This window comes from Flavobacterium sp. GSB-24, assembly GCF_027924665.1.
Classification (GTDB): domain Bacteria; phylum Bacteroidota; class Bacteroidia; order Flavobacteriales; family Flavobacteriaceae; genus Flavobacterium.
Genome location: NZ_AP027044.1, coordinates 22,075 through 40,260, shown reverse-complemented (window position 1 = coordinate 40,260; position 18,186 = coordinate 22,075). Strand labels below are relative to the sequence as shown.

At 28.5% G+C, this 18,186-nt stretch carries 19 protein-coding genes; 12 read left to right on the top strand and 7 right to left on the bottom strand.

Annotated elements, in window-relative coordinates:
* Window positions 1-92: 92 nt before the first annotated feature.
* The 7 genes from QMG60_RS22530 to QMG60_RS22500 all read right to left on the bottom strand — a co-directional run bounded on the left by QMG60_RS22530 (window position 93) and on the right by QMG60_RS22500 (window position 7,350).
* Entirely contained in the window at window positions 93-1,289 is a 1,197-nt protein-coding gene (locus QMG60_RS22530; protein WP_281867953.1) for a hypothetical protein, read from the bottom strand.
* A 155-nt stretch (window positions 1,290-1,444) separates the two neighbouring features.
* On the bottom strand, window positions 1,445-2,347 hold the full coding sequence (locus tag QMG60_RS22525) for a DUF3945 domain-containing protein (protein WP_281867952.1): 903 nt from the start codon (window positions 2,345-2,347) through the stop codon (window positions 1,445-1,447).
* Window positions 2,348-2,355: 8 nt separating this feature from the next.
* Window positions 2,356-2,517 (bottom strand): hypothetical protein, encoded by a 162-nt coding sequence (locus QMG60_RS22520; protein WP_281867951.1) that lies wholly within the window; start codon window positions 2,515-2,517, stop codon window positions 2,356-2,358.
* A gap of 4 nt (window positions 2,518-2,521) precedes the next feature.
* Window positions 2,522-3,079 carry a hypothetical protein gene (locus tag QMG60_RS22515; protein ID WP_281867950.1) on the bottom strand — a complete coding sequence of 186 codons (558 nt, stop codon included), beginning with the start codon at window positions 3,077-3,079 and terminating at the stop codon, window positions 2,522-2,524.
* 146 nt (window positions 3,080-3,225) lie between these two features.
* On the bottom strand, window positions 3,226-5,556 hold the full coding sequence (locus tag QMG60_RS22510) for a type IA DNA topoisomerase (RefSeq protein WP_281867949.1): 2,331 nt from the start codon (window positions 5,554-5,556) through the stop codon (window positions 3,226-3,228).
* Window positions 5,557-5,648: 92 nt separating this feature from the next.
* A complete protein-coding gene (locus QMG60_RS22505; RefSeq protein WP_281867948.1) occupies window positions 5,649-6,977 on the bottom strand; it encodes a relaxase/mobilization nuclease domain-containing protein in 1,329 nt (442 codons plus the stop codon).
* Between the two features lie 13 nt (window positions 6,978-6,990).
* Window positions 6,991-7,350 carry a hypothetical protein gene (locus QMG60_RS22500; protein ID WP_281867947.1) on the bottom strand — a complete coding sequence of 120 codons (360 nt, stop codon included), beginning with the start codon at window positions 7,348-7,350 and terminating at the stop codon, window positions 6,991-6,993.
* Between the two features lie 762 nt (window positions 7,351-8,112).
* Between QMG60_RS22500 and QMG60_RS22495 the strand changes: the two genes are divergently transcribed.
* The 12 genes from QMG60_RS22495 (at window position 8,113) to QMG60_RS22440 (ending at window position 18,178) form a co-directional block, all read left to right on the top strand.
* Complete coding sequence (locus QMG60_RS22495; protein ID WP_281868012.1) at window positions 8,113-8,874, top strand: ParA family protein; 762 nt, start codon at window positions 8,113-8,115, stop codon at window positions 8,872-8,874.
* On the top strand, window positions 8,861-9,325 hold the full coding sequence (locus QMG60_RS22490; protein WP_281868011.1) for a hypothetical protein: 465 nt from the start codon (window positions 8,861-8,863) through the stop codon (window positions 9,323-9,325). The genes QMG60_RS22495 and QMG60_RS22490 overlap by 14 nt, the downstream gene beginning before the upstream one ends.
* A 3-nt stretch (window positions 9,326-9,328) precedes the next feature.
* Window positions 9,329-9,676, top strand: a complete 348-nt coding sequence (locus tag QMG60_RS22485; RefSeq protein WP_281868010.1) for a hypothetical protein — start codon at window positions 9,329-9,331, stop codon at window positions 9,674-9,676.
* Window positions 9,677-9,730: 54 nt separating this feature from the next.
* Window positions 9,731-10,030, top strand: a complete 300-nt coding sequence (locus tag QMG60_RS22480; RefSeq protein WP_281868009.1) for a DUF4134 family protein — start codon at window positions 9,731-9,733, stop codon at window positions 10,028-10,030.
* Window positions 10,031-10,317: 287 nt separating this feature from the next.
* A complete protein-coding gene (locus QMG60_RS22475; RefSeq protein WP_281868008.1) occupies window positions 10,318-12,807 on the top strand; it encodes a TraG family conjugative transposon ATPase in 2,490 nt (829 codons plus the stop codon).
* Window positions 12,808-12,829: 22 nt separating this feature from the next.
* A complete protein-coding gene (locus QMG60_RS22470) occupies window positions 12,830-13,429 on the top strand; it encodes a hypothetical protein (RefSeq protein ID WP_281868007.1) in 600 nt (199 codons plus the stop codon).
* A gap of 5 nt (window positions 13,430-13,434) precedes the next feature.
* Window positions 13,435-14,070 carry a hypothetical protein gene (locus QMG60_RS22465; RefSeq protein WP_281868006.1) on the top strand — a complete coding sequence of 212 codons (636 nt, stop codon included), beginning with the start codon at window positions 13,435-13,437 and terminating at the stop codon, window positions 14,068-14,070.
* Window positions 14,071-14,072: 2 nt separating this feature from the next.
* Window positions 14,073-15,038: a hypothetical protein gene (locus QMG60_RS22460; RefSeq protein WP_281868005.1), complete on the top strand. Its 966-nt coding sequence runs from the start codon at window positions 14,073-14,075 to the stop codon at window positions 15,036-15,038.
* An 18-nt stretch (window positions 15,039-15,056) separates the two neighbouring features.
* Entirely contained in the window at window positions 15,057-15,677 is a 621-nt protein-coding gene (gene traK / locus QMG60_RS22455) for a conjugative transposon protein TraK (protein ID WP_281868004.1), read from the top strand.
* A complete protein-coding gene (gene traM / locus QMG60_RS22450; RefSeq protein ID WP_281868003.1) occupies window positions 15,661-16,680 on the top strand; it encodes a conjugative transposon protein TraM in 1,020 nt (339 codons plus the stop codon). The genes traK and traM overlap by 17 nt, the downstream gene beginning before the upstream one ends.
* Window positions 16,681-17,625: a DUF4138 domain-containing protein gene (locus QMG60_RS22445; RefSeq protein ID WP_281868002.1), complete on the top strand. Its 945-nt coding sequence runs from the start codon at window positions 16,681-16,683 to the stop codon at window positions 17,623-17,625. It begins immediately after the preceding gene.
* Between the two features lie 10 nt (window positions 17,626-17,635).
* Entirely contained in the window at window positions 17,636-18,178 is a 543-nt protein-coding gene (locus QMG60_RS22440) for a conjugal transfer protein TraO (RefSeq protein ID WP_281868001.1), read from the top strand.
* Window positions 18,179-18,186: the final 8 nt, after the last annotated feature.

The window sequence follows — 18,186 nt, the reverse complement described above, 5'->3', positions numbered from 1 at the left end:
GCCATTTGCCGTTGCTATTAATATTTTAAAAACACTATCAAACGATTGCCCCCGTTTATACGATAGTGTTTTAAGGAAGAAGAGTAAACCTACTAAACTCTTAAACCAGTTTGTTTTATATTTTTTTGAATATGATTTTTTTCAGAAATTAGATTTAATTCTTTTGCTTTTTCCATTGAAAGGATTTGTAAACTTCCTTTGTTTTTTTCCTGGGCAGATAACATTATAAAGTAATTTTTTCCTTTTATTTCTCCAGTAATTCCTTTACCATTTTTCAGATCTTCTTTTTGTTGGACTGTAGGTGAAAAACCATAAATATTATCAATTGATAAATTACTTTCAGTAGATAGCTGTACATGTTTAGTTGTTTCAGGTTTCACAGTTTCTTGTTGGATTTTTATTTCTTTTTTGTCAACATACATTACATCTTCTTTTTTAATATGTTTTTTAGTTTCGAAAACTTCATTGTTATTATCAACATCATGATACTTTTCGATTAATTTATTGTTCTCGTCAATTGAAAAAGTAGAACTCCAGTTATTACTTGCAGAAAATTCAAAACTATCTAGCAATATCATTTTCTTTTCATAATCTGTTACCGGAATCCCATTAATAATATCAGGAACAGAATTTAATTGTGCTTTTGTAAACTCGGGGAAATCAACAATTGGCATATCAGTAAATTCTATTCCATTCATATGCTGAGAATACTGTAATTTTTGTTCTGCAGTCGCTGGAGTAATCTCTACTTTTTGACTTTCATCTAGTTGAATATTTTTATTTTCAAAAAATACATTTTCTTTTGATATAAATTCCTGAATATTTCTCACTTCAGGATTGTAATCATCTTTTATTATATGCTTTTTCAAATAACTGTCATTATCTATAAAATAATTGAACGTGATACCGTTTTCATATAAATCAGGATAATTGTTTAAAAGCAATTGGATTTTATCCCCTTTGTCTAAAATATTAGTTTCTATCACATCAGGAATTGAATTTAGTTGCTTTTCTGAATAAAGCTCTACATAAGCTTTAACATCTATGGATACTAACCGGTCTGTAAATGATTCTTCAATTTGTTCTTTTGTTGCAGGAATCACTTTAATTTTTTCAATTTCTTTAATAATAATATCTTGTTTATTATTTATTTGAAAATCTGCAGGTTCTGAATGGATCACAGTTTTTTTTTCCTGATCTTTTTCAAAAACCTTCAAAAAATTTTGTTCATTTTTAGAAAACTTTCTTTCCCCATCCATATAAAATTCTTCTGGAGAACTTTTTTTCATTTCATTTATGAAAGCTTTATACTCTTGTGAATTCTTAACAAAATAATCTTGAATATTCTCAATTAGACCCATAGCAATATTTTTTAAATTAAGTTAAAAACACTACCTACAACCAAGCCCACGTGCAGGTAGTGTTTAAGGACATTATCAACAACCTATTTCAATTTTACGCCCTTTGATTTTTCATTTTTTTTTTCTTCTTTGGCTTCCTGAATTAATTTTAATTCTTTTGCTTTTTCCTCAGTATAACTTTTAATACCATCTGCTTTAGAAGATGCAGCCGAAGGCTGAATAAAATAATTTTTTCCTTTTATTTCAATGATTGTTCCATTTCCGGATTTAAGTTCTTGAAGCTGTTTTTCATTTGGCGTTACTCCGAAAATCTTACCAATGTAAATATCGTTTTCTCTTGCAGTAACAACTTTATTTAAACCTTTATCAAGTGAAACCCATAAATTAAATTCTTTGCCTTCACCAGATTTAAAACCTTGCACTAATCCTAATTCACCTGTTTTTTGTAATTTCTGTTTTTGCTCAGCACCTAAAACTTTCCCGTAAATTGGTCTTTCAAGATTCAGCTCTTTAAATTTTACATCAGCATGTACATATGGAAGTTTGCTTTCTTCCATTCTTTTCATTTGTAATCTCCCTTCGGTAGGTTTTAAAGTACCATCAATGTTTTTTTCTATTGAAATTACATCTGTCTTATTTCCCAACATCAGATTAAAAATGTAATTTTTATTTTCTGCAAAATTTACCTTAACATCTGATTTATTACTTAAAGCCGATTTTACATCATCATAAGTAAATTTTAAGTAAACCATTTTCTGGTCTTTATCTAAAATAAAGAGTGGTTCAATTTTTTCACCTTTTGGAACTATCAGAGACTTCACATCTTTTGAATTATAAATTTGAAGTTCTGTGTTTCCATCTTTATCAAATTCTTTAATCTTACCCTGATAGTGTACATTGTCTTTTACATATGCTACTGGGTCATTTACCTGAAGCGGTCTTGTTACTCCTTTTACTTCGATTTCATTTACATCTTGATCTTTCATAATATTCCTTATTTAGTTAAAGTTTTATCATTCTCAGCTATCCAGTAGAGAAATGAAATAAGCATACCTCCATAAACAATGATTAGTAAAAAGATTCCATAATAAGTCCTTGCAGTTTCTTTTTCTAATTCTTTATCCATGTTAGCTTTTAAAATTTTTACGTTTTCCATGTTATTAATTTTTTGTTATACCTAATGATTTTATATTCTTTTTAGAAGTACTCTCTTTAAGCAGTAATGAACATTTTCCTAAAAAAAAACTATAATCGGCAACATAATTTTTTAGTTCCTTTTTAGAGGTCTTTTGAGGTTGAGTAAATTTTCCTTTGTTAGATAAACAAGTATTAGTAACATTAAGGGTGATATCATGTCCTTGAGAAAGAAGCTCTTTTTGTTCGGTGCTTAAATTGAAATCTATTTGAGATTCCAGGATTTCGTCAAAAAGTTCTTTTTTGACATGAAGTGTGTTTTTTAATTTCTTATCGTAAAAAAAGATATTATTATTTTTAGTGTAAGGATTGTGTTTGCTTGTATTTGAATTAAATACAATTGTAAAGTTTTTTTGACCCTCAACTTCATAAGCTCTAAATCTATAGCTTACTTCCTTGCCCTCATGTTGAAATTTAAAATCGTCTGAAAAAAAACCAATTTTTAAATTTTTATTGTTTTTTAGATTCTCTTGAATTTCTTTTTTTATTTCAGCAGGCAGTCTTTGATAGATTGTTGTGGTCATTTTTATAGAAATTAATTTTTTCCAAATATATTAAAAATTTTAATACATTTTAATTTTAATCAAAAATAATGATAAGTTGATGAAAAATAAAAACCGATGTGATTATCACATCGGTTTGTCTTTCTTATATAATATTTGAGATTTTTCTATTTTTTGGGAAATTCAAAGCTGACTTTAAAAGTTGAATCTAATATTAATTTGGCTTCAAAAGTTGAACCAGTTTTAGATACAAAACCTTTTATCAAATTAGTCTTCTTGTCTTTTACTAATTTTATTAAATCATTTTGGCTAATTTTCTTTTTAGAAATTTCTTTGAATACTACAAAATCACAGTTAGTATAATCATTGCATTTAAAAACTTTGTCGTTATCTTCTATTTTGCCATCCTTACATTTTGGGCAGTCACAGATTGAAATTTTACTAAAATCAAATTTTAATTTTTTGGTTTCCTGATCTATTGTCAGGCATGCGTTAAATTCTTTTTTTTCTTTATTAAGAAATCCTTTTATTAAATCGGTCTTATTGTTTTTTACCAAATCAATAACGTTAGAACTTGTAATTGTTTTTTCGGATATTTTTTTCCAAATAACTGGAAAATTGCAACTTTCTGAATCACTGCTGTTACATCTAAATTGATTTCCTTTCTCAATTATTTTTCCCGTTTTACAATTAGGACAATTGATAATTTCTTTGTCGAATGTTTCAATCTGTAAAGTTTTAATTGAATCTATTAATTCCTTTATATAAATATTTATTTCACTATTGAATTGATCGTAAGAATAATTTCCATTTTCCATCTGCATCAGCTTACTCTCCCATTCCCCCGTAAGTTCAGCTTTTGAAATTTTAAGATCTTTAACTTGGTTATATAAATTCAACCCTAAATCTGTTGGAATAATATTTTTTTTAGCTCTAACTATATAATTCCTTTTAATTAAAAGTTCGATTATTGAAGCTCTAGTAGCTGGCGTTCCTAATCCTCCTTCTTTCATTGCCTGAGCAAGTTCAGAATCCTCTATTAATTTACCTGCGGTTTCCATACTGTGCAATAAACTACTCTCCGTAAAAAGTGGAAGTGGTTTAGTAAAGCTTTTTACGATTTCTTTTTTAATAATTGAAAGATTTTCTCCAATTTTTAGGTTAGGTAATTTTTGTTCTTTTTCTTGATTTTCATCATCATTAAAAATATCAGAAGAAATTGATCTCCATCCTCTTTCCTTTATTACAGTTCCGGCAGAACTAAATTTTCCTTTTTCTGTATCAATGATTATAGTTGTACTTTCTTTTACACAGACAGGCATAAAAGCTTCTAAAAATCTATTGACAACTAAATTGTAAATTGATTTTTCATCATCATTTAAATTTTGAAAATTAACTTTGTTTTCTGTTGGAATTATAGCGTGGTGATCAGTTACTTTATTATTGTCAATCGGTCTAGTCGACAATTTATTATTTAATAAAAAATTAATTGAATCCTTACTATCATGAAACTTTAAAATATCGCTAAAAAGTCCAGGAAGTGTTGATACCATATCGTCACTTAAAAACTTAGATGAAGTTCTTGGATATGATAAAATTTTATGTTTTTCATAAAGTTCCTGAGCGGTGGTTAAAGTCTTTTGAGCAGAAAAACCAAATCTTTTATTTGCTTCCATTTGAAGTGAAGTAAGATCAAATAAATATGGAGGATTATCTTTTACTTCCTTAGTAATAATATCAGTTACTTTTAAATTTAAATCTAAAGTATCAAGTATTATTTGCGCTTTAGATTCTTCATCAAAGTTACTTTCAAATCTAGCTTTAAATTCTAATTTATTAAGTGGAAACAATAGTAGTTCTGGAGTGTAATACGGAACAGGTTTAAAATCTATATTTTGAAGATACCTATGGCAGATTAATGCTAAAGTTGGAGTTTGTACTCTACCCAATGATAATAATCCGGAGCCTGCCTTTGTAGTCATACCTATAGTAGCATTAATTCCTACTATATAATCTGCCTGATTCCGTGCTTTAGCAGAATTAAATAAATTATCAAAATCTGTTCCAGGTTTTAATTTATTAAATCCATCCTTTATTGCCTGATCTGTTAGCGAGCTTATCCATAATCTTTCAAAATTTTTATCTGACTTTGATAGGTTATAAATGTATCTAAAAATGAGTTCTCCTTCCCTACCTGCATCAGTAGCGCAAATAATCTTTTCAGATTTTTCAAATAAACTCTTAATAACTTTGAATTGTTTATCAGCTCCTTTAGATATTTTTAATTCAAACTTTTCAGGAATAAAAGGTAATGTTTTCAACTCCCATTTATCACCGTAACCAAGTTCTTTTAAATCTTTGATCTCAACTAAATGCCCAAATGCCCAAGTAACAGCGTAATTGTTTCCTTCTAAATATCCTTCTTTTTTATTATTTGCACCCAAAAAACTAGCAATATCACGTGCTACAGAGGGTTTTTCTGCTAAAACTGTTATCATATTTTATATATTAAATTTTATTCAAATATATTAATATTTTTAACTGTTATATTTTTTCATTAATATTTTTAACAAGTACAGAATAATTCAATTTATAAACCTCGTTTACGTTTTCTTCGATTTTTAAGTGGCATATCATCCGGAACACCTGCTGTATTATTATTTTTTAGTACTTCAGAAAACATAGAAAAGATGTTTGTATTATCATTATCTAACGGACCAAAATAACTATTATCAATCATAGTATCATTCGTATTATCATCTATGATTTTCTTATCCAGATCTGAAATGTTTTTTAAATCATCATCAATAATCTTTAAAAAATCTTTAGTCTTAATTTTCATTTCAGTCGCCGAATATGTAATATTTGACTTCATATCTTTAAATAATAAACCATAAATAGAGTTAATATCATCGCCAGTTTGAGTTCTTTTTACAACAACTTCAATACCTTTTTTCTTTAAGCTAATTATAAAATCGCTTAATTTTTCTTTAAAAACATCTTTGCCTTCATCTTGAATTAAACTAATTCTATGCTTTTCTTTTAAAGGATTTATTACAGAATAAAGTTTACCCATTATCCCCTTCTGAAGAGCTTCTTTTTGTTTTAAATTTATTTCAATCTGGGTTTCTATCGATTGGTAAGCAAAACTATTATCAAGATCAACTGCTGTAATACCCTTAGATGTAGTGTCAAAATTTTCATTTCTTAATTGATCTATAGGTAATAAGTAGAAAGAATGGCCTTTAACAGTTTCATTAATATCTGTAGAAATAATTCTTTTCATCTGATGATCATCTAGCAATTTTTCAAATTGCTTAATCGATGTTGGTTTATCACTCATTACATCACTAAGAACCCTTTTCATTATGGCAGTCAAACTATGTTTTCCTTGCTCTAAATGTTCATTAATTGCTTTATGAATATCTTTCTTAGAAAATATTTCATTCCTTTCTACAGCTTTAGTAATACTGTATTTTTCCTCCAGTTTACGAGTTAAAGCCTGGCTTCTATAATATATGTGAGAATCATTTATTTTTTTTCTTTCAGAATTTATTTGAGAAGAAACTATATGAACATGCGGATGTTCTTTATCAAAATGTCTGTAAATTGCGTAAGGCTGATCTTTATAACCCATCTCTTCCATATAGTCTTGAGCTATTTTATAAATGGAATTATTGTCTAAAATATCATCTTTATGGAAGTTTAAACTAATATGAATATTACTTTTTTTTACATCAGGATTTAAATTATTATAGTCTTTAATAGTCGAAACTATAGTTTCAAAATCATTTTTATTTATAAGATTAGTACCTAAAAGTAATCCTTCAATTTCACCATTTTTATCTTCAATAGTTTTATCATGGTTATATTTAACCATACCTAAAGTATAAACACCAGTGCTTATTTTTGCAATCATTAATTATTAATCCTTAAATATTACTCTCAATTTTACTGTAAATAATTTTAATATCATCTACATTTTTAATCAATAAATTAATTTCATCTTTTGAAAATGAATCCATTTTTCGTTGATTAAAACTTCTAATTAATTGATTAAAGTTATTTCCTATGCGTCTAACTTCTTCAATTAGTATTCCTTTTTTTATTCTTGCATCATTATCAAAAGTAACAATTCGATATTCATTATTGATCAAAATATCACGAAGCATCGAGTTAATATTTGTATAATCGCTTTTTTCAAACTTATCAGTTATTACTTTATACTCTTCTTCTGAAAATAAAATTTCTTTTCTAAATGTTTTCTTTTTTTCTTTTTCTGGTCTGCTCATAAAAATAGATCAATTTCCAATTTTTTAAAAATACGACTCCGGAGTATTTTATTCCCGAAGGGCGAGGCGTTAGGAGGCGTGAAAAACAAAAAATCGTAGATTTTTTAGTTTTGATACGTATCATAACACACCTCGCTAAATTACTTCGTAATTTCAAAGATAAACTTTTTATTATTTAATTAATAGAATTAAGTGAATAATCTGTTTAAGTATATTTTTATTAATTAAATGAATTATAGAATTATACTATTGTACTATTATACTTTTGGATTCCTATAAATTCCGCCATAAAAGAAGTTGTATAAAAGTATAATAGTATAAAATTATACTTTAAAATACCTGTTCAAAATCAAGATTAAAAAAATGAATATACTTTTATACTAATACACTATTATACTTTTATACTTTTGTTAGCGTCCAACAACTCATAAGTAATTATACTATTATACTTTTATACTATTATACTTTTATGCTTTTATGATTTAGGTTCTTGATATAGTTATAACTTTATAAAGTTATACTTTTATACTAGTATACTTTTATATTAATTAATTAATTTATTTTTATATTAATATATTTGTTTATTATTTTGTTAATATATATATTTGTTTTTTAATTTATAAATTAGTTAATATTTAAAATAGTTAAGTATTTAATTAATATATAAATTCATTATTTAATTTATTTCTAAATAAAAAAAAACATTAATAATTTAATTAATAAGTAAAAAAATAAATTTCTAATTTTATAAATTAATAAATCATGGGAAAAATTATTGGGTTATTGAACCAAAAGGGGGGAGTAGGAAAATCAACATTGGCAATGCATCTTGCAATGGCATTATATCACAATTTGAATTTCAAAAAAGAATCTAACTTTGTTGCGTTGTATGATTCTGATAACCCCCAATATTCAATCGACGCAATTCGAAATGAAGAAGCATCATTATTAAAACTCGCTTTAGAAGATGGAAACAATTTCTATTCATCAAAGGTTCAAAATATATATAAAAATGATTTTGTACCTATTAATATTTATAAAGGTGACATTCAAGATGTAACTTCAAAAATTGATCTTCTAAAGAGCAATTATGAATACACAATCATTGATGTTGTAGGTACAGTGAATACCGAGGGTTATAATGAAGATTTTATCAAAATATTTGATTATATTATAGTTCCCACAAGTACTGAGTTTGATGTTGTAAGAAGTACAATTTCATTTGTTGCAAGTGTAATTGCCCCAATTTCTGCTAACAGCGATATGAATTATGGAATTGTATTAAATAATGTTGATAGTGTTGCATCAGGAACATACAATATGTTAATCAATGATCTCAAGACTAATGGTTTTAATGTTTTGGACAATGTAATTAATAGAAGAAAAAAATACGTTAGTCTTTATTTAAGAGACGGTAATAAAGGACTACTTTCTACTTTGTATCCAAATTATGACAAACCAATTATAGGATTAATGGAAGAAATTTTAAAAAATATAAACAAGAATAAAAATGAAAAAGAATAATAATAGTTTCATATCTGCAATTGCAACTGGTGCGAGTTTAAATGACTTGTCTAAGACTGAACCACAGGGAAAGGAAAAAGCTGTAACAGAACCTGGAGAATTAAACAATGACGTTCAAGAAGAAGAAAAAGAAGAAATTCAAAATATTAATGACCAAGCTAAAGACGAGGTTAATCATGTGGCAAACATAAAACCAGATCAAACTAGAAAATCAAAATCTAAAAACAATAAGGAGTTTATAGAAAATATAATTGCATTGTACAACGAAAAAAATCCAATTAAAAATAAAGAAAAAACATCTTTAATTGTAACACCACAACTTCAATATAAATTAAAAATGCTGGCGTTATCATCTAAAGTGAATCTTAATGATTTAACAAATGCAATCTTTACTTCATTCCTAGAGGAAAATAAAGAAGATATTGAAGCGCTTATGAAAAAAATGATCTAAAGCATGGATAAGTTTTTAAATATAAATCCAGTATATATAATAAGCGGTATTGCTATAATACTGCTATATTATCTTGTCTTAATACTCTATGAGAGAAAATTAAAAAAAAGACATATTATTAAAAATTTTAACGAAGATGAACCGAGTGTTAAAAATTTTCATAAATTAGCCGATAATTTTGAAAGCGCTCCGGTATACAATAAAGTTAACGCTAAGCCTGTAATTTCAGAAAATGAAAACAGTGACTGGCGTAAAACGTTAGAAGATATTAATGATCTCGAAAGAGAATTAAACACTAATAACAGTCTAGATCAATTACTATTAGATAATGATATAGATACTGAAAAATAGATTTTAAAGGCGCTTTCAGAATATAAAGAAGTAATAATTTAAACTTTATATATTATGAAAAAAGCGTTATCACCATTATTATTATTAGTTACCTCAATTGGTTTTGCTCAAAAATCAGGAGGACTGGCAAGCGGATTGTCAGCGGCAACAGGCGAACTTCAAAGCATTGTTGAACCAATTACCACATTTTTATACGTTATAGCTGCCATAATCGGAGTATTTGGCGCTATACGTGTATATTCCAAACATCAGAACGGCGATCAGGATACAAATAAAGCAATGGGCCAATGGGGTTTTGCTTTTGTATTCTTGATCGCTGCAGGTTTTATAATCAAAGCGACATTCTCTGTATAAGGAATGAAATTTAATCCTAGAAAAAGAGTTGGTTCTCCTGCATCCTTCAGAGGGGTGCGGGGGACATACCTTACAACAATGCTAATGTTTATCGGGGGAGGTTTATTTCTGATACTGATCTTTTTAATCTTTCCTTTTCCAATGTTAGTTCGATTAATACTCACTCTAGCTGTGTTGTGTTTTTTGTTGTACAAGTACAATGATCTTAAGAAACTTTCAAAAGGAGATTTAAACAAATCTCTTAAAAGTAGCTGTAGAAAAACCTTTGTTATAAAGCCTAAAAAATTATGAAACAAGTTAACCTAGATAGTATTCGTCCAATATGGACGATAGATGATGATAATACAATATTATCAAAGATTGGTTCGTATTCTCGAATATTTGAATTAAAACTTCCTGCAATATTTACTATGTCTACTAAAGAATATGAAAGATGTATGAATGAATTTAATTCAATATTTAGTGTTCTTCCTGATTATACCATAATTCACAAAATGGATATCTATTTCAAAAAGAAATTTAATAGTAATAAAATCCAAAATAGAAATGACGATTTTTTAAAATCGGCATATAAAGCAAAGTTCAATGAAGCTCCATTACTGGAACATAAAACTTATTTAATAATTAGCCAGTCTTCACCGACTATAAAAAAAAACAACTCTTTAACTTCTTTGGTATTCAAAAATAATTTTGTTCCAAAGGAACTAAAATCTACACAGGTTAAAAATGAATTTGACGTAGCCGTAGAGCGTATTAAATCTATTTTTAAAGAATCACAGTCCTTTGAATTAAGAGGATTAGACAGAAAAGAAATTGAAACTTTATGTGATCAATATGAAAATATGAATTTTGGAGAACTTAAATTTTCTTCAGAGATATTCCAGGATTCAACTAAAACTAAAATTGGCACAAACTTTATCAGCTCCTTAGCAGTAAATTCTTTAGAGTGTCTTCCAAATGAATATGAAAACACATATGTAGATACAAAATTTTCTACTGATAAATCTAGTGTGAAGTTTTCAATATATCATCCAATAGGGTTAGGGTTCAAAGAAAATCACATAGTAAATCAGGTTTGGATAAAGGAAAGTAAGGAAGATATAAAAATCGAGTTAAAAAATATTGACAATTACAATAAAACTTTCTTGGCACAAGACACAGCTAATCCTTTAAATTTAGAGGATTCACAAAGTTACGCTCAGAAGTTAGAAGAAGGTTACTTCCCTGTTTCTTATCATAGTAACGTAATGTTGTGGGACGCAGATCAGTCAAATCTAGAGTTTTTACAAAATAAACTTATTGCCAATTTTAATTCAATAAATTTTAGACCAAACGTTGCATGGAACGAAGTTCTTCCCCTTTGGTTAAGCTGTTATCCAGGGAATATTGCAGACTTAGGTTATTTCGACCAAACATTTAAATTATTAGATATTCAAGCTTCTGCACTTTCAATTTACGAAACAACCAGTACAGATGATATCTCTGAATTTGGAATGCAATTGGCAGACAGATATAATGGTACTCCACTATATGTGGATATATCTGACTTACCAATGAAAATTGGAACTACCACAAATAGAAATAAAATGATTATTGGACCATCTGGTTCTGGAAAGTCATTTACAACAAACCATATGGTAAACAGCTATTTGGATTTTAATACTCACATGGTAATTGTTGATGTCGGAGATTCCTATGAACGCTTATGTAAATTAAGAGGGGGGACGTATTTAACATTCACAACTGAAAAACCAATTTCCTTTAATCCATTTTATGTTGAAAGAGGAGATTTAGAAGAGGAATATGATGCAAATGGAAAAGTCAAAATTACTGCTACAAGAAATAAAATTAATATAGAAAAAAAGGAAAGTTTAATAAAACTGATTTTCACGCTATGGAAAAAAAATGCAGGTGATGAAACAAAAGACGAAGATGCAATTATCCGTGAAGCGTTGAATGAATATTACGACCATATAGATAAAACTAATGAGTTTATGGATTTTAATTCTTACTACAAATTCATGGTAGAAGTTTATTTTCCAAAAATTGCAGACACAAAACAATCAAACTTAATTAATGCAAATTCATTCGAAAATGTATTACGAATGTTTTATCAAGGAGGGGAGTATGATTATCTCTTAAACTCAAAAGAGAATATTGATCTTCTACATCAAAAGTTAATAATATTTGAGCTAGATAATATTAAAGATCACTCTATTTTATTTCCAATTGTAACCTTAATGATTATGGACACATTCATAACCAAAATGAGGCTTTTAAAAGGAACTAGAAAAGTGTTATTACTAGAAGAAGCTTGGAAAGCTATTACTAAAGAAGGTATGGCAGAATTTCTAAAATATCTTTTTAAAACAGTTCGTAAACACTTTGGGGAAGCTTGGCTAGTTACACAGGAACTAGATGATATTATTGGAAATAAAATTGTCAAAGATACAGTACTTAAAAACTGCGGAGCTAAAATATTACTTGATATGCGAGAGTACGCAAATGATTTCGACGCAATTCAAGCTTCATTATCTCTTTCAGACAAAGCAAAAGAACAAATTCTATCTCTTAATAGAAACAATTTACCCGGAGGAAAATATAAAGAAGTTTTTATAGGACTGGGTAATGAAGGAACGATTTACGGACTGAATGTTTCTAAAGAAGAATATGCAACCTATACCACTGAAAAAAGTGAAAAAGAAAAAATAGAACTATTAGCAGATCAATACGGTGATTTAGAAACTGGAATTAAAATGTTTGCTGATAAAATGTAAAACCATAAACAATTTTAAAACAATGAAAAAAATAATTTTAGTTACACTATTTAATATGGCAATTTTTAGTGTGAATGCACAAAACAGCCAAGAACTCGAAGCTTTAAAAGCGCTAGACACATTAACTGAACCGACAAAATCTGCACCAGTTAAAAATGAAGCCGAAATTGGAAATGCAATAAGTATTATCAAAAAAATCACAGTATTAAATGGTCAATACAATTCACTTTTGAACAACTACGAAAAGAATGATCAGAACGATAAATTAAGCCAGGAAACAATGTATATGAAACACCTGCTTTCTGAAATATCTTCTATTTATTCGAAAGGAGTATTCTTCCTAAAAAAAGATGATATGATAACGTCCAGTGAAAAGGAAAATTATGAAAAAATCTATAATACCACGATAAGTGAAAGCTTAGATGATTTTGAATTTGCCATACGAATAATCAAAAATGACAATATTCAAATGAGTAACAAAAAAATCATAGCAGTTGTTGAAGATCTAAAAAACAAACAATTTCAGAGAAGAGATACAATGAGTTTTTATAACGAAAAAATTTCCTCTGATTCTGATTACAAAAAACTTAATCTAAATGTGAAACAAAATAATAAAAATTAGAAACCATGAAAAAAATAACTCTAATAATAGTAATGATTTGTTTGGTATCATTTAAAGGCTTTGCTCAAATTCCTGTTACAGATGCAGCCGCAGGCGGGCAATTAACTGCCTTAAATACTTCAGCAATGAAAGCAGCTGGAGATAGAGCTTCCGCATTAGCAAAAGCAGTTGCAACATTAAACCAATTAACTGCATTAAAAAAACAATATGATAAGACTGTTGAAATGGTTGAGGACATTTCTGATTATGTGAAGCAGAGTAAACAGGTAGTCAATATGAAAAACAGTTTGTCTGAAATCACTTCTGAATATTCAAAAGGAATTAGTTATGTCTACTCAGATAAAAATATTAGTGCAAAAGATAGAGCCGTCTTTTCTTCAGTTTATACTAAAATGGTAGGTAAGGCACTAGATGATTTTGAATACGGGACAAAAGTAATAACTGATGGTAATTTAAAAATGAACGATGCTGAACGGTTAACTATACTAAGTGAAGTAGAAACAAAAATGAGCAAAAACAAAAATATGATCAGATATTTTAATGGCTCAATTAAAAGAGCTGTTGCTCAAAAAACCAAAGGGAAAAATCAACAGCAGTTTATTCAAGAAAACAAAAACAGTTTTAACCAAATAAAAGATTAATCATGGACGGAACATACATAAACGGATATTTAAATGAGATCATGGAAGACTACTTAAAAAGTATGGATTCCTTTCTTTTTGTAGCAAAAATTATAGCATTGTTAGGATTAATCGTATCGGCATATTTTGCTTTTTTTCAAATGATGGACGGTTCAAACAACAATGAAGCACTTAGCAAGTTCCTGAAGAAATTCCTGCTTACATTTTTGGGTATATTTTATTATACAACTTTTATAACTGTAATAAATATTCCACTTAATGCCATAACTGAAGCTGCACGAGCAGTAGCAATTCAGGATATGACAGACCAATATAATGTCAGTAGGGTTCAAACAAAAGAATGGATGGGAATGGAAGAAGAAGACCCTGAAATAAAAGCAGAAGTGGCTCGACTACTCGCCGAAGCAAATGCTGAAAAAGGATATACACCTAAAAAAAATGAAGAACAAAGTTTAACTGACACAATTCTAACAACATTAACTGAAGCAGGTAACGTAATCTCTAATGCATTTACTGAAATGTTGACAGATGCTCTTTTATTAGTTTCTGAATTAGCATTAATTATTCTAAATATCATTAGAGGTTTTTATCTAATTGTTCTGTCTCTATTTGGAATTTTTGTTCTGGCACTTTCCACATTTCCAAGTCTTGAAGGCTCTTTTTCCCAATGGTTAATGAAGTATATAAATGTTTATTTATGGTTGCCAATAGGCTTTATATTCCAAGGAATTTTAGCAAAAATTGAGTTAATGAACCAATTACGTCCATTAGACGAATATGAAGCAGGAGTAAGCACTTTCAGTATTTTAATTAGCCTTTGTACAATAATTGGTTTTCTAACAATTCCATCAATCAGTTCTTGGATGGTAAATGCATCAACAAGTAGTATTTCTGGAAAAATGGAACAAAAAGGACAAAAAGCCGGTGAACAAATTGCAAAAGCAAGTAAAGCTGTAATGGGAGTTTAAAACCTTAAATAATTAGAAATGAAAATATTACAAAACATAGATACTTCTTTAAAAAGCATGAGAATCATTTCACTTGCTGTTATCGTTTTTTCGTTATTATTTTGTGGCTTTATTTATACAAAATCAATGGCTCAGGTTGACGAAAGTAGAAATAAAGTCTACTTACTAAGCAATGGTGACGCATTAGAATTAGTACGTAGTCGAAGTGGAAAAGATAATATTACAGCTGAGATTAAAAATCACATAACAATGTTCCATCAATTTTTTTATGACCTAGACCCCGACCCAGTCGATATAAAGACTAGAATCGGGAAAGCTCTTTATTTAATAGATGATTCTGGAAAGCAGATTCATTTTAAAAGAGAAGAAGCTCTTTACTATCATCAACTTATAGACGGTAGTATTTCTACAAGAGTTTTTATTGATTCAATAGGATTGTCCTTAGATCAAAACAACAAATATCAATGTAAAATATATGCGTGGCAGAAATTTACAAGAAGTTCCGGAGTAACCGAGAAAAGAATCGATGCTGAATGCAGTATTAGAAATGTTGCAAGAACTGATAGTAACCCACACGGTTTTTTAATTGAACAATACAGATTAATTAATAACACTAATAAAAATGAAGAGTCTAAATAACCCCGAAAACGTTGTTACAAGTCAGCCTTTTTTTGAAACCATATTTACTAAACACAAAAAACTATTGTATGCATTACCTATAGTTGTTGTGTTAATCATAGTTGGTTTATATATGACTAGTAGTAGTTCAAATGCTCAACCTGTGGCAGATGAATCAAATGTTGATGTAACGTTGCCTGGTGCAAAAACTAAAGAATTATCGAATGACAAACTTGATGTTATGAGTGATTTTTCAGAATTGAATGAAGAGAAAGAAAAGCAACAGACTAAATCAGAACAGTTCAATGTAGAAAATGTAAATACAAATGAAACTGTTCCTGGACAAACTTATCAGAATGAAAATGATAAAGTTGTTGTAGATAAGGTCAATAAAATGCTTGTAGAAATGAATAAAGAGACAAAGAAGCAAAAAAAATCATCTTCTAATATTTCTTCTTCAAACTACTCAAGCTCTAATTACTCTTCAACAAAACCTGAAGTAGATTATGAACAGAAAAGCAATACTGAATCATGCTTTAATAGTTTTTTTAATTCCAAAAGCAGTAATAATTCAGCGGGAAATTCGAAAGTTCAACAACAAACTGAAGAACTTATATATGCTTCAATCAAAGGTGACCATTTAAGATTAAGAAACAACAGCAGAGTAACATTAATTCTTCCAAAAGAAACTATTATCGACGGAAAAGTTTTTAAGAAAAATACTCTTATATACGCTCAGGCTACTTTTAATCAAAACAGGGTTAATCTAAGCATCAATAATATAAATCAAGTTCCTTTAAAAATTAAAGCATATGATGCAGAGGACGGAAATTTAGGACTGCAAGTTCAAAGAAGTTTAGTAGCAGAAACTGGTTCAGAAGTAGCACAAGATGGAGCTGACGAAATTGATGTAAATGGAGTGCCATTAGGAAACACAATAAAAAGCTTATTTAAAAGAAAACAGCAAGAACCAAAAATCGATTTATTAAACAACCAAAGGTTGATATTAAAACTAGGTCAATAAATGAAAAAAATAATCTTAATTCTAACAATACTACTTTTTCAAATAGATTTAGGCTATTCACAAAATGTAGCACCTACTGCTCCTCAGGAATTAATCATTTATTGTACAAGCAATAAAAATACAAACCTATTTTTCAGCAGTGCAATAAAAAGTGGAATTGTAGGTAACTCTAATTTCACTTTTGGTTATTCATCCAATGGAGATAGCAAAATAGGCATTCTAAAAGCAACTCCTGGAGCAGAAAGTAATTTATTGGTTATTACATCAAATGGTAACATATATTCATTTATAGTAAGATATAAAGCTGAAATTTCAATGCTAAACTATTTTGTAAAAGATAACATGGCAATTGGAAATGAAAGTGGTTCTGTAGTATTTGAAGATGGAACTGGCCAACAATTAACCAAAGGGGAAGAAAAAGTATCAAATGCCGAACCTGAACCAAAGTCTAAAATTGTAGAATCAATAAAGGTAAACAACTATGAATCTACTACGGTTGCCCCATCTTCCAATGATAGTAATAAACTTCAAAGTACAGCTAATAAGGAAATTGAAAAACCGGTTTTCTATAATCGAATTTACGGTTCTAAAAACAAAGTGACAATCAAGTTAAAAAACATCAGTTACGTTGATAATGAACTCTATTTCACATTGGTATTAAGCAATGAATCAACTTTAGATTACGATATAAATTATCTGAATTTCTATATCATTTCTAGAAATAAAAATAGAAATACAGTAGCTCAGACAATACCTTATGAAGCTTTATACATTCATAATAATCCAACTAAAATTTTAGCGAAGGAAGAAACAGAAGTAGTATTTGTCTACAAAAAATTTACAATCAATGAAAACAAGATTTTGTTGGTTGAATTAACAGAGGATAACGGAGAGAGAACCGTGAAACTAGAAATTCCAAATACATTTATCAATAACCCAAATTAAATTTTACCTAATGAGAAAAATTACTTTTCTAATAACCAGTTTATTAATGATAACTATGTCCACTAAGGCACAAAGTTATGCAAATGCCTTTGCCGGAAACATTGGTATCGTCCAAGACGGAATAGGGGGAGTATTCAGCTACAACTATTTTTTAGACCGTCATGATTTTATAGATGCGGGTGTCCTACTCACCGCAGCTAACTTCAAATATGTTAATGGAATAAAAATTCCATATAACGATTTTACTTTAAATCTAGGATATTCAAAAAACGTCTTTTGGAATTATAAAAACACATTTAACGTTAATATAGGCGCAGGAGGTGTTTTTGGTTATGAGACAGTTAATAAAGGTGATAAAGAGCTTAGCAATGGTGCTGTTATTAGAAGCGAACCTGGCTTTATCTATGGGGCATATATAGGAGTTGATTTCGATTATGCCATTACAGATCGTTACTCAATTACATTAAGAGCAAACGAGTATTACCATGCTAATTCTGACTTAGGCGAATTTATGCCTTTTCTAGGATTAGGTTTTAGATATTACGCTAATTAACAACTGTC

Bases quoted from the DNA above. Each gene is read 5' to 3' on its own strand.
- QMG60_RS22530 (WP_281867953.1), bottom strand. From the start codon at position 1,289: ATGAAAAAAAGTTCTCCAGAAGAATTTTATATGGATGGGGAAAGAAAG.
- QMG60_RS22525 (WP_281867952.1), bottom strand. From the start codon at position 2,347: ATGAAAGATCAAGATGTAAATGAAATCGAAGTAAAAGGAGTAACAAGA.
- QMG60_RS22520 (WP_281867951.1), bottom strand. From the start codon at position 2,517: ATGGAAAACGTAAAAATTTTAAAAGCTAACATGGATAAAGAATTAGAA.
- QMG60_RS22515 (WP_281867950.1), bottom strand. From the start codon at position 3,079: ATGACCACAACAATCTATCAAAGACTGCCTGCTGAAATAAAAAAAGAA.
- QMG60_RS22510 (WP_281867949.1), bottom strand. From the start codon at position 5,556: ATGATAACAGTTTTAGCAGAAAAACCCTCTGTAGCACGTGATATTGCT.
- QMG60_RS22505 (WP_281867948.1), bottom strand. From the start codon at position 6,977: ATGATTGCAAAAATAAGCACTGGTGTTTATACTTTAGGTATGGTTAAA.
- QMG60_RS22500 (WP_281867947.1), bottom strand. From the start codon at position 7,350: ATGAGCAGACCAGAAAAAGAAAAAAAGAAAACATTTAGAAAAGAAATT.
- QMG60_RS22495 (WP_281868012.1), top strand. From the start codon at position 8,113: ATGGGAAAAATTATTGGGTTATTGAACCAAAAGGGGGGAGTAGGAAAA.
- QMG60_RS22490 (WP_281868011.1), top strand. From the start codon at position 8,861: ATGAAAAAGAATAATAATAGTTTCATATCTGCAATTGCAACTGGTGCG.
- QMG60_RS22485 (WP_281868010.1), top strand. From the start codon at position 9,329: ATGGATAAGTTTTTAAATATAAATCCAGTATATATAATAAGCGGTATT.
- QMG60_RS22480 (WP_281868009.1), top strand. From the start codon at position 9,731: ATGAAAAAAGCGTTATCACCATTATTATTATTAGTTACCTCAATTGGT.
- QMG60_RS22475 (WP_281868008.1), top strand. From the start codon at position 10,318: ATGAAACAAGTTAACCTAGATAGTATTCGTCCAATATGGACGATAGAT.
- QMG60_RS22470 (WP_281868007.1), top strand. From the start codon at position 12,830: ATGAAAAAAATAATTTTAGTTACACTATTTAATATGGCAATTTTTAGT.
- QMG60_RS22465 (WP_281868006.1), top strand. From the start codon at position 13,435: ATGAAAAAAATAACTCTAATAATAGTAATGATTTGTTTGGTATCATTT.
- QMG60_RS22460 (WP_281868005.1), top strand. From the start codon at position 14,073: ATGGACGGAACATACATAAACGGATATTTAAATGAGATCATGGAAGAC.
- traK (WP_281868004.1), top strand. From the start codon at position 15,057: ATGAAAATATTACAAAACATAGATACTTCTTTAAAAAGCATGAGAATC.
- traM (WP_281868003.1), top strand. From the start codon at position 15,661: ATGAAGAGTCTAAATAACCCCGAAAACGTTGTTACAAGTCAGCCTTTT.
- QMG60_RS22445 (WP_281868002.1), top strand. From the start codon at position 16,681: ATGAAAAAAATAATCTTAATTCTAACAATACTACTTTTTCAAATAGAT.
- QMG60_RS22440 (WP_281868001.1), top strand. From the start codon at position 17,636: ATGAGAAAAATTACTTTTCTAATAACCAGTTTATTAATGATAACTATG.